The organism is Gordonia sp. NPDC127522 (genome assembly GCF_042672305.1).
Classification (GTDB): Bacteria; Actinomycetota; Actinomycetes; order Mycobacteriales; family Mycobacteriaceae; genus Gordonia; species Gordonia hongkongensis.
The window spans coordinates 666,954-678,512 of sequence record NZ_JBHXVK010000002.1; the positions used below are offsets into that span (position 1 = coordinate 666,954).

Here is an 11,559-nt window from a genome sequence, read left to right on the forward strand (position 1 = left end):
CAATCGTCTCCGGGGGGTGACAATGTCTGACGAATCAATCACGCCGCAACCGCGCGCCGTCGAGCTCGTGGCCGAGCTGCACGCGACCCTCGACAAACTGCAGACCGTCGACTTGTCCCCGTGCACCGACGAAGAACTGATGGAAGTCGCCGCCGCGACCGAACGCGCGATCGCTCGAACCACTTACGCCGGCGACCGACAAATCGCCGAAATCGAGGCTCGTGATCTCCCCCGCAAGACCGGCTGCCGCACTCTCATGCAGTTCATGACCCACCGGCTGCGGATCTCCAACCCGATGCGTCGACGCAAGCAACTGAACGCCACCGCCGCGCTGACTTGTCTCAACGGCGACCGTCTCGAACCTGAACACCCCACGCTGGCAGAAGCTTTCGCCGAAGGTTCCGTGGGGACCGGGCACGTCCAGGCCGCCATCGATGTCCTCGACCAGATCCCGCATGCCGTCGACCACGACGTGAAGGTCGCCGCCGAGCGACAGATGGCCGAAATCGCCGAAGCACACACCCCCGCCGAGATCACCCAGCTCGGCGCGCGGCTGCTCGCACACCTCGATCCCGACGGCACACTGTCCGACGACACCGACCAGAAACGACGCCGCGGCCTGTGGATCGGCCGACAACGAGCCGATGGCACCGCCAAGATCTCCGGCACGCTGACCCCCGCACTTGCCGCCCGGCTGACGATGATGTTCGCCGTGTGGGGCAAACCCGGGCTCAACAACCCCGACGACCCCGCCTCGCCCAGCGGGCCGGCCGGTGCCGCCGACCCCGACGCCCTGGCCACCGCCGCCGACCGCGACGGCCGCACTCTCGCCCAGACGAACCACGACGCGCTCGACGCCGCACTGGCCGCCGGCTTTGCAGACGGGACTCTCGGACAGTCGCATCGCGGCCTGCCCGTGCAGCTGATCATCAAAGCCGACCTCTCCGAACTGATCCGGGGTGCCGGACTCGCAACCACCGCCACCGGCACCCTGCTGCCCATCCCCGACCTGGTCGCGATGGCCGCCGGCATGCAACCGTGGCTCGCGATCTTCAAAGACGCCACCGCCGTTCCGCTGTACTTCGGACGGGGCAAACGGCTCGCCACCCGCGAACAACGCCTCGTCTCCTTCGCCCGCCCAGACGGGGAAGTGTGTTCGGCACCCGGCTGCGATCAACCCGCCACCCACATCGAGCTTCATCACGCCGAACGAGACTGGGCCAAGGGCGGACTCACCGACATCGACGACCTCGCACCCGCGTGCCCCCGTCACAACCGGATGGTCGGCGACGCACCTGGCCAGTACACCACCCGCATCGTCCGGTTCGGGCCCGACGAAGGCCGCTGCGCCTGGCGACTTAACGCCGAACCCGGTGCGCCACCCAACCCCGAGCACCTCAACCGCCGACCCGACATACCCCGGCGGTTCGCACAACATCTGAACACCGTGCGCGACGAGATCCACGGACCCTCAACCCGGCCCGGCGGTCAGACGCGCCCGACCCTTCGTGACGCGCCCTCCGCAAGCTCCGGGCACTCCTCAGGGAGCAGGGGTGACGCGCCCTCCGCAAGCTCCGGGCGCTCCTCAGGGAGCAGGGGTGACGCGCCCTCCGCAAGCTCCGGGCGCTCCTCAGGGAGCAGGGGTGACGCGCCCTCCGCAAGCTCCGGGCGCTCCTCAGGGAGCAGGGGGCCGGGCGATCAATCACGCCGCTCGTGGCTGAAAACCAGCCACGTCATCGACGTCCGACCACCACGGCGCGTTCGTCGAACCCGTCCATCACCGGTCGAGGCCCACCTCGCGGAGCTCCTGGGCGAAGACCCGCTCGTGCGCAACGCAACAGGGACGTTCTTCGGATAGCCCTAGAACAACGTATTCGGCCGGACGTAGTTGGCGAGGTCGACGAGCATGAACCGGTGGTCCCGGTTGGTGCGGGTCAGGCGGGCCAGCTGGCGCAGCGAACGTTCGGTGCCGGTGCGAATGCCGTACTCGGTGAACGGGAATCCGAGCAGCGTCGAGGGTTCGTTGTCCTGCTCGGCGTCGTCGGGATTGTCGTGAATCCACCCCAGCGCGGTGCCCAACACGATGAGCAGCATCCGGGCCTTGCGTGGTTCCGTGTCCGGGATCTGTTCGAGGCGCCGCGCGGCCTCGACGATCTGCTCGCGGGTCACCTGCGAGGTGGGTCGGCCGTGCACGAGCGCGATGATCGCCGTCGCGCGCGCCGTGTTGAAGTGGCGGCTGGTGGCCGGCACCTCGTCGAGCGGCTGGATCGCGGCGTCGATGTCACCGGCCGCCACGGCGAGCCGGGCCAGACCGAACGCGGCGGTCACGATGCTGTGATCGGTCAGCCACAGATCGTGATAATGGTGCTGCGCAACGTCATACAGTTTGGCGATCTTCTCGGCGGACTTCGCCGGGCCCTTCTCGTCGGCCAGCCAGCGGCCGATGAGTTCGGCGGTACCGGCGACGGCGAGCTTGGGCGCGACCTCGCCCGGCATCGCGCCGAGGACCTCGTCGAAGCGCTCGTAGGCCAGTTCGGGTTCGTCGTTCATCAACGCGCAAATGCCCATGTACCACTCGACCCGCCACGAATCACCGTGGTGGGTGCGGACTTCCTGGAGAAGGGCGAGCGCGGTGTCGACGTCGTCGAGCTGCAGATGCGCGCGGGCCTCGGCGAGATCGATCTCCCGCGACGGGTGGGCGTTCTTGACCGGCCGACCGCCGAAGAGCGAGGCGAAACCCTCTGCCCGGGCGGTGTTGATGGAATCCAGGGTCTGTCGCGGGTCCGACAGTGCCGCCGAGGTGAGCAGGCTCGCCGCCGGGTCGAGTGGGTTGACCAGCGGGACCGGCAAGGCGTTGGCGATGTCGACCGGATCGTAGAACGCCGCCTGATCGGGGTCGAAGAAGCCATCGACCGGCGCGAGCATCAGGTCGGTGCCGAACGTCGAGCGCTGCGGGGTGAAGACCGTGGACAGCGCGGGCCGCGGGACCCCGGTGTGCACGGCGACCGTCTCGCGCAACACGTTCAGCACCTGGGTGCTCATCTCCTCCGCGGAGACGAACCGATCGGCCGGGTCGGGGGCGGTGGCGCGTTGCAGGAGGCGGTAGTACGACGGATTGTTGCGGAAGACAGGCGTCTTCGACGCGGCGGGCAGACCGTCGACGTAGCGTCCGTTCCGCATCTCCATCGGCACGGTCAGGACCGCGAGAGTGCGCCCGATGCTGTAGATGTCGGTCGCGATCTGCGGTCCGGTCTTCACGATCTCCGGTGCCTGGAACCCGGGCGTGCCGTACAGGTGCCCGTAGCCGTTGATCGGCGAGACGGCACCGAGGTCGATCAGCTTCACCTCGTCGCTGCCGACCATGATGTTCTCGGGTTTGACGTCGTTGTAGACCAGGCCGACCGAGTGCAGATAGCCCACGGCGAGAAGCACTTCCAGGATGTAGGCCAGGCCCTGCTCCACCGACAGCAGGGAGTTGTCCGGATCACCCGCGGTGATCTGCTTGAGCGTCTGGCCGCCGATGTACTCCATCACGATGTAGCCGAAGCGGTCATCGTCGTCGACGTGCTCGACGAAGTTGTAGATCTTGACGATCCCGGGATGGTTGACCGAGGCCAGGAACTGCCGTTCCGCGACCGCGACGCGCTGCGCCTCCGAATCCGAGGAATTCAGCAGGCCTTTGAGGACGACGGGCCGATCGCTCACGTTGCGGTCGATGGCCAGGTAGATCCAGCCGAGGCCGCCGTGGGCGATGGCGCCGGCGATCTCGTACTGGTCGGCGACCAATGTTCCGGGAGCCAGTCCCGGGACGAAGGAGTACCGGGCGCCGCAGTTGCCACAGTCGCCGGTCGGGGGACCGGCGCCCTCGCCCTCGGCTCGACCGACGGGTTTGCCGCAGCGCCAGCAGAACCGCTTGCTGTCGGCGATCACCGGGTCGTCGATGACGGCGTCCTCGGGTTCGATGTCGGTGATCTTCGGCATCTCGACCAGGCCACTGCCGAGCCGTCGCTCGTGCACCGGCGGCCGACGCCGCGGAACCAGACGCCGGCCGAGCGGACCCGAGTCGGGTTCGGGATGGGGCACGGCCGGACGCTGCCGTTCGACGCGGTCGGTCCGGTCGTCGGGGTCGACCCCGACGGTGAACACCGGTGCGACGGCCTGGGTTCCGACATCCGGGTCGGCGCGGCGGCCGGGCCGGGGGTCGGTGGTGTCGGCCATGTCGTCGGGGCCCTCGGTCAGCGCCGCCAGGTCGGCCCGCTGGGTGCCGACGTCGACCACCTTCGCGGTCGTCTCGGCGTCCTCACCACTGGGACGGCCACCGCCCGGGCCGGGACCGCCGGGATCGGGGTCGTCGTCGCCGAGCAGGGCGTCGAGCGAGACCCGCTGGGTTCCGAGGTCGCCGCTCCGGTCGCCGTGGGTGACGTCGTCTGTGTCGTGATCGTTCCGGGCCGCGTCGTCCATGGGCATCAGTCCCGGTAGTACGGCTGAGGCGCGCCGTACCCACTGTCGAGGATGGACAGCCACCGGTCCCGGATCTCCTGCCAGCGGCCGGTCACCCGGATGCGCTCGAGCACTCCGTTGACGAACCGGATCATGTCGTCCTGCCCCTTGGGAATCCCGACGCCGTAGAACTCCTCGCCGAGGCTGGGGCCGACGACCCGCAACCACGGATCCTGCGCGGCGAGACCGGCGAGGATCGCGTCGTCGGTGGTCGCCGCGTCGATCTGACCCTGTTGCATCAGGACCAGACAATCGGCCCAGGTCGTCGTGCTGACGATCTTGGCTCGGGGCTGGATGGCCTGGATACGACCGATCGAGGTGGTCCCGCGCGCGGCGCAGACCCGCTTGTCGGCGAGCTGCGCCGGACCGGTCACGTTGGAGTTCCGGAACGACAGGATACGCTGCGAGGCAACGTAATAGGGGGCCGAGAAACTGATGTCGCGCAACCGGTCGCAGGTGATGCTCATCGTCTTGATCACCAGATCGACCGTCATGTCCCGCAGGGCGTCGATCCGCTGCGCCGAGCTCAACACCTGGAACTCGACGCGGCGGTCGTCGCCGAAGATGGCGCCGGCGATCTCGTGCGCGATGTCGACGTCGAAGCCCTGGATGTCGCCGGTGATCGGATCGCGGAAGCTGAACAGGTTGGACCCGATGTCGAGCCCGACGATCAGCCGACCCCGCTCGAGGATGCCGGCCATCGTCGAATTGATCGGCATCTGACGCGGGGGCGGCATCTGGACGGGCGGCCGCAGGGTCAGGGTCGCGTTGCAGGCCTCGGAACTCGGCGGCGGTTCGACGGGCACATCGACCTGCACGCCGGGCAGCATCGGTTGCCCGGCGGTCGCGGTCGGCGGGGGAGATTCGGGTGCGGGGAAACGCACGCACCCGGTGGCGACGAGGCCGGTGAGCGCGAGCAGGACCACGACGGTCAGCAGGCGGCGAGGCGAGGGGACGGTCGTCATCGGTACTCCCGGATGCGCGGGATGAGACCGCCCACGACCGCGACGCCGGCGAAGACGGTGAGCAGCAGGATGCCGGTGCCGGTGAACCCGAGGACCCGTTGCGCGGTGTTGATGTCGTCCCGGAAGGAGTTCCGGGCAGTCGTGATCGCATCGACCAGCGCGGTGTCCACCGCGGTGTAGGCGCGCGCCGAACTGTCCGGTCCGTCGCCGACGGTGTGCAGGCGCGCGAGACCGAAGTTGCCGGTCTGGATGTAGCGGCGGACCGCGGCGTCGGTGCGGCGCCACTCGGTCAGCGCCGCCGTGACCGTGTCCAGTTGTTCGCCGGTGACCGCGCTGTCGCCGTCTTCGGTGCCCTCGCGGACGTCGTCGACGATGTTGCCGATCTCGCTGGTCGCCGCGGAGAAGCTGCGCTCGAGACCGCCCTGATCACCGCGGCGGATGAGCGAGAGCGTCTCGGCCGATCGCGCCTGCTGGGTCAGGATCCGGGCGGCGGTCAGGTCGCGGAGCGGGTCGGCGCCTTCGGTGCGGGCGTCGCTGGTGGCGGCCACCGACATCAGACCGGAGGCGAGCAACCACAGGGTCCCGACGCCGAGGGCGAAGATGGCCGCCACGATGCCGATGTTGAACCGCCGCCGGGTCCGCCGCGCCAGGTAGCGCGACGTCAGGACAAGCGCGGCGAGCAGGAACAGCAGCGGCGCGTACACGGTCCATGGTGGACGGGTGAGGGTCTGCTGGGGGTCGGCGATGGCCATCGATCGCCGTTCGTAGAGGCGCTGCGCGGCCGGGAGGATCTGGTCCTGCATCATCGACGACGCCTGGCCGAGATACGCCGATCCCACCGGGTTGCCGAGCCGGTTGTTCGTCCGCGCCGTCTCGATGAGTCCGCTGTAGACCGGGATCGAGGTGGACAGGGTCTCGAGATCGGCGCTGACCGCCTGCTCGGCCCGGTCCGACACCATGCCGGAACCGGGTTCGCTGGAGGTACCGGTCGCCAGGATCAGCGACGACGACGCCGTCGCGAGCGCGTCGGAGTAGCGCTGCCGCAGATCGGGGGTCTCCAGTCCGCCGGAGATGAAGGCCGCGTTCGCCGACGCGTCGGCGATCGACAGCGAGCTGTAGAGAACCTGCGCGGCCTCGGCGAGCGGTTCGGTCCGATCGATGAGGCGCTGCAGGGTCTGGGTGCGATCCTCCAGGACCGTCGATGCGTACAGGCCGGTGCTCAGACAGCCGAGCGCCAGGATTCCGCAGATGATGATCAGCTTGCCGGGGGTCGTGACCGCGAAGTGGCGCAGGGTCTGGAACGGGGACTGGGCGCGTTCCCGGGCGGTGGCGACGAGTTCGCGTCGGTCGGCGAGCACCTGGCGGATCGGGGGTGAGGCCTGCGCCGGACGGATCGTGCGACCGCCACGCGTCAGCGCCGTCCGCACGGAGGACGCGTCGCCGGTCACCTACCTGATCCCTTCTCAAACGCTGGATCGTCTCCGGTGCGGTCCTACGGTCACCGGTTCCCCGTTCCGGATTCGCGTGACCGGGCGATCAACGTCAGGGGTTGTGTCATCTGGGTCATCGTTCACCGGGTCGTGCGTGTTTCACCCTATGTCATCGTGCCGGGTTCCTCCCGAGTCGACCGGCGCCGCGCCGCCGACCTCGGCGGTTCGCGCGTGCCGGGTGCTCGCCGACGGCACCTCGTGGTTCCGAGCCGCGATGAGAGGGCTTCGCGGTCTCCCTGGCAGGTGTTGCGCATCTCACTTACGGTGGAGGCACCCGGTCGGGGCGACCGGGTTGCGAGGAGGCGTGGTGCGCGGCGACGGCGACGGCTGGGTGATCGATCCCGACGGTTCTCGATACTGGGGTGTCCACGGCGCGGCAGGTCTCCTGCTGCGGGCGCCGCTGCCGGACGGATCGACCGGGGTGCTCCTCCAACATCGCGCCGCGTGGTCGCACCAGGGCGGCACGTGGGCGCTGCCCGGCGGGGCCCGCGACTCGCACGAGGGTGCCATCGACACCGCGATCCGCGAGGCCGAGGAAGAGGCCGGGATCACCGCCGACGACTTACGCGTAGTCGCAGCGGTCGTCACCCTCGAGGCGCCCGGCGGATGGACCTACACGACGGTCATCGCCGAGACGGACTCGCCGGTCCGCACGGTCGCCAACTTCGAATCCACGGAACTGCGATGGGTCGACGAGAGGCGCGTCGATCAACTACCGCTGCATCCCGCGTTCGGGCTCGCCTGGCCGTCCCTCCGCGACCGGATCGCGATGCTCGATCCGCAGGGATGAGCGGGGCCGGCGGGTGCGGTGACCGCCTGGCGATACCCACCGAGGGTGGAGACGGGGTGGTCCGACCCCTCGCGGCATGATCGGATTCGCGCCCGAATCACAACCCAGCGCGCGCACCGTGTCGCAGAATTGGACCAAGTCCATCTGTTTTCGACAACAAATAGTTGACTTGTGTACGAGATGGCTTGTCTGATCGTACGGAGTGCGGAATGTGACCATGATCATCAATCCGTCAGGTTTGTCCGAATCACGAATTCGAGCGTAGGCTGACGCAGCCTTCAATAGGCAAACGGGGGGCATGGCCGGGGGGCCGGGGGATCGCTTTCAATCAGGGATGGGGCCCTGATTCAGGGATATTGTCATGCCCATTTTCATTGGGCGCATTCGTCGTGCGATTGCGCCCGCCTGAGATGGGGGAATATACGTGTCGATCAAGAAGATGAATCGCGCCACCAGGACGGTCGTGACCCTGGCCGCAGCGGTCGGCCTGTCAATGGGAACCGGTGTCGCCGTTGCTGTTCCGGGATCTCCTGCGGGTGAGGTCAGCAGCGCGGAATCGCCTGCATCGGATACGTCGAGCGGCGACGATTCCGGATCGGATGCGCCGAGTGATGATGACGCCGGGTCGGACTCGCCGGCGGACGGGGATTCCGGGCCGGACGTACCGGCGGACGGGGATGTCGAGTCGGACGTACCGGCGGACGGGGATGCCGAGTCGGGTTCGCCGACGAGCGAACAGCCGACACCTTCGCCGACATCTGAGGAGGCCGAAGCGGTTTCGCCGGCCGAAGAGACTGCGGACTCAGAGGCTTCTCCCGGGGCGCCGGATGTGTCGGAGCGGCGCGCAACGGCGAGGATGACTCCGGAGGAGCTGGACGAGTGGGTGGATGAGAACACCTGGACTCTGCCAGACAGTGATCTTGCCGGAAATGGTCCCAAGTATTCGGTGAACCCGAAAAGCGTCACGGTCTATTACCCGGACGGAAAGGTCGCCGAAAAGGGGCAGCACGTCAACATCCGAGTTCGGAATCCGAAAACCGGCGAAGTGAAGACCCTGGGAACTCACATCGACGGGAATGGTCAGTGGAGTGAACAATTTATCGGTCAATCGCCGTGGGTCATCAATATCCGGGACCACAAGGATTTCCCGGGATGGGATTCCTACGAGATCACCTGGGTCCAGGTGTACGACCAGAACCACCATTTCGGTGAGCACGAGGAGCCGCCGATTCCGGGCGATCCCGGCGATCCGACTGGCCCCACGGATCCGACCGACCCGACCGACCCGACGGACCCGACAGACCCGACCGACCCGACGGATCCGAGCGACCCGACGGATCCCACGGATGACCCGACGGATCCCACGGACCCGACAGATCCCACGGACCCCGTTGAGCCGGGAGAACCTGTGATCGTCCCGGTTCCCGGTCCGGGCGTGACGATCGACATCCCGATCATCGATCTGCCCAGGTTCGAGGTGAGTTCGCCGAACGTCCCGACGATCGGCCCGGGTGGCGAACCAGTGCGTCAAGTGGAGAATCGAGACGGCACGGTCATCTACGGGTATGAGCGTGGACCCTCGTTCGTTCCGGTCGGGTACACCGACGGTCTGACCTTCGAGACCGGAACCGAGATGAACGCCTCCGAGGCCCCGTGGGTCCAGATCTCGGCGGGTCTGATCGGCATCGCCACGCTCGTCGGTCTGGGCGCGGTGGTGCGGCGCGCGCGGCGGTAGCCGACATGACCGCCCACCGCGGCGCCGGCCTCGCCGCCCTCGCCGCGACCGCGGGACTGCTGTTGGCCGGTTGTGGTGCGGGACAGGACGTCCCTGTTCCGCACCACACCGACTCGGCGGAGGCCGTCGAACCAGTGCCGGCATCCGAGGCTGTGTCCCCGGTCCCGCCGGCTGCGCCCGACAGGTTGAGCATCCCGGCCGTCGACATCGACGTGGCCGTTGAACCGATGTCGGCCGATCGGTGCCCGGTGTTGAATCCGCCGTCGAATGACTCGGCGTATTGGGTGGGCTGCCGGGCGCTGCCCGGTACGGACTCCGATGGCACCGTCTTCGTGATCGGCCACGCGGTGACCGGTGGGAGTGCGGTCTTCAACGACCTGGCGGAGGTCTCGCCGGGTGACACCGCGACGTTGCGCACGTCGAATGGTCGTCTCACCTATCGCATCGTCGACACCGAGCTGTACGGCAAGTACGGCCAGGCGCAGCTCGAACCCAAACTGCGCGAACGCATTCCGGGGCGCCTGGTGCTGGTCACCTGCTACCTCGGCAGCGACGGCCGCCAGCTCACCGACCAGAATTTCGTCGCCTACGCCGACCTCGAGTCCGCTGCCGGCGACTAGGGCCGACCACCCGGCCGAGCTCAGGCCTCGACGCGCTGCTGTGCGTCCAGCAATCGGTTCGCCCCGGCGACCAGCGCGTGGACGTTCGCCTCGTCGCTGCTCGCGCCCTCACCGACGGCCCAGGCCTGCCGGCCGTCGTGCTCGCACAGCAGGAACGTCGTGACCACGCCGTCGACGACCCGCTGGTGCAGCCGGACGATCTGAACCGGGGCGCCGACGTCGTACAGGATCGAGGTCATCGCACCGACGGGGCCGGCGGCGACGGCGCTGCGGGACATGATGCGGTCGGCGATCGCGAGCGTCGCGCGGCACTCGACCAGGTCGCCCGAGCACGGGACGGCGGAGAAGGAGCCCATCCGGATCGTGCCGCCGCGGGAGTACTCGTCGGTGAATTCCTGCCAGGTCATCCCGGCGGCCTCCTCGTGCATCCCGGGGGGAAGCGGGCGGCCGAAACGTGCGGCGAAGTGGTCGCCGCCGTGCCGGTCGTCGCGCTCGGTCCACGAACAGGATCGACGAGGTAGATGAAGAGGGTGCATCTCGAAAACCGATTTCGGTCGAAGAACGGATGACCGACTGGAGAGCGCAACCGACCCGCAGCGGGGGGTCGGTCAGATTCAGACCCCGCTGCGGCGGGTTACGAGAACGCTCGTGATGCACAACATGATCGGTCCACCATAGACCTGCGACACCGACCGGGCAAACGTGTTTCCGCCGGGGGAACCGCTAGAGCATCCCGGCGAGTTCGGTGGCTGCGGCGGCCGGGTCGTCGGCCGCGGTGATGGCCCGCACGACGACGATGCGCCGCGCCCCGAGCGCGGTGACCTCCCCGACGCGGCCGGCGTCGATACCGCCGATGGCGAACCACGGCTTGGCTGATCGTGTTGCGGCCGTTGAGGACACGAGGTCGAGGCCGGCGGCGGCGCGCCCCGGTTTGGTGGGGGTGGTCCAGCACGGACCGACGCAGAAGTAGTCGACGTCGTCGTCGGCGATCGCGGCGGCAGCCTGCTCGGGGTCGTGGGTCGAGGCGCCGATGACGACATCCGGTCCGACGATCCGGCGGGCCGTCGACGGCGACAGATCGCCCTGTCCGACGTGCAGGACATCGGCCCCGGAGAGCGCCGCGATGTCGGCGCGGTCGTTGACCGCGAGCAGGGCGCCATGCGCGTCAGCGACCATCCGCATGCCCGCGAGGATCTCGAGTTCCTCGCCCGCCTCCAAGGTCCCGAACTCGCGCTCACCCGGCGAGTTCTTGTCGCGCAGCTGCACGATGTCGACGCCGCCCGCGAGCGCCGCGTCGACGAAGTCGAGCAGGTCACCGCGTTCGCGCCGGGCGTCGGTGCACATGTACAGGCGGGCCGTGGAGAGCCGCCGGCGACGGTCCGTCGCGGAGCCGGGGTCCGTCGACGCGGAGCTGGTGCGGTTCGGGGTCGTCACGCCGACCAGGCTAACCGGACCCCCG

At 68.6% G+C, this 11,559-nt stretch carries 9 protein-coding genes; 4 read left to right on the top strand and 5 right to left on the bottom strand.

All coding sequences use genetic code 11. The annotated features are described in order from the left end of the window. Positions 1 to 22 precede the first annotated feature (22 nt). Positions 23 to 1,858 (top strand): DUF222 domain-containing protein, encoded by a 1,836-nt coding sequence (locus ACFVHY_RS07300; RefSeq protein ID WP_390270185.1) that lies wholly within the window; start codon positions 23 to 25, stop codon positions 1,856 to 1,858. A gap of 2 nt (positions 1,859 to 1,860) precedes the next feature. Here ACFVHY_RS07300 and ACFVHY_RS07305 read toward each other — a convergent pair whose 3' ends face one another. Genes ACFVHY_RS07305 through ACFVHY_RS07315 form a run of 3 tightly spaced genes read right to left on the bottom strand, consistent with a single transcriptional unit; the run spans position 1,861 to position 6,913 of the window. Continuing rightward, the gene (locus ACFVHY_RS07305; protein ID WP_390270391.1) at positions 1,861 to 4,461 is read right to left on the bottom strand and encodes a tetratricopeptide repeat protein; all 2,601 of its coding nucleotides are present in this window, start codon (positions 4,459 to 4,461) and stop codon (positions 1,861 to 1,863) included. A gap of 5 nt (positions 4,462 to 4,466) precedes the next feature. Then, entirely contained in the window at positions 4,467 to 5,465 is a 999-nt protein-coding gene (locus tag ACFVHY_RS07310; protein WP_390270188.1) for a glutamate ABC transporter substrate-binding protein, read from the bottom strand. Then, positions 5,462 to 6,913 (bottom strand): hypothetical protein, encoded by a 1,452-nt coding sequence (locus ACFVHY_RS07315; RefSeq protein WP_390270191.1) that lies wholly within the window; start codon positions 6,911 to 6,913, stop codon positions 5,462 to 5,464. The genes ACFVHY_RS07310 and ACFVHY_RS07315 overlap by 4 nt, the downstream gene beginning before the upstream one ends. Before the next feature lie 349 nt (positions 6,914 to 7,262). Between ACFVHY_RS07315 and ACFVHY_RS07320 the strand changes: the two genes are divergently transcribed. From ACFVHY_RS07320 to ACFVHY_RS07330, 3 genes are all read left to right on the top strand, one after another. Next, entirely contained in the window at positions 7,263 to 7,745 is a 483-nt protein-coding gene (locus ACFVHY_RS07320; RefSeq protein ID WP_390270193.1) for an NUDIX domain-containing protein, read from the top strand. An 883-nt stretch (positions 7,746 to 8,628) separates the two neighbouring features. Continuing rightward, positions 8,629 to 9,480 carry a hypothetical protein gene (locus tag ACFVHY_RS07325; protein WP_390270196.1) on the top strand — a complete coding sequence of 284 codons (852 nt, stop codon included), beginning with the start codon at positions 8,629 to 8,631 and terminating at the stop codon, positions 9,478 to 9,480. Positions 9,481 to 9,485: 5 nt separating this feature from the next. Beyond that, complete coding sequence (locus tag ACFVHY_RS07330) at positions 9,486 to 10,100, top strand: class F sortase (protein WP_390270199.1); 615 nt, start codon at positions 9,486 to 9,488, stop codon at positions 10,098 to 10,100. A 20-nt stretch (positions 10,101 to 10,120) separates the two neighbouring features. Here ACFVHY_RS07330 and ACFVHY_RS07335 read toward each other — a convergent pair whose 3' ends face one another. Together ACFVHY_RS07335 and thiE are read right to left on the bottom strand one after the other, a co-directional pair. Continuing rightward, a complete protein-coding gene (locus ACFVHY_RS07335; protein ID WP_390270202.1) occupies positions 10,121 to 10,507 on the bottom strand; it encodes a hypothetical protein in 387 nt (128 codons plus the stop codon). 316 nt (positions 10,508 to 10,823) lie between these two features. After that, the gene (thiE, locus tag ACFVHY_RS07340; protein ID WP_390270205.1) at positions 10,824 to 11,534 is read right to left on the bottom strand and encodes a thiamine phosphate synthase; all 711 of its coding nucleotides are present in this window, start codon (positions 11,532 to 11,534) and stop codon (positions 10,824 to 10,826) included. Between the last annotated feature and the right edge of the window lie 25 nt (positions 11,535 to 11,559).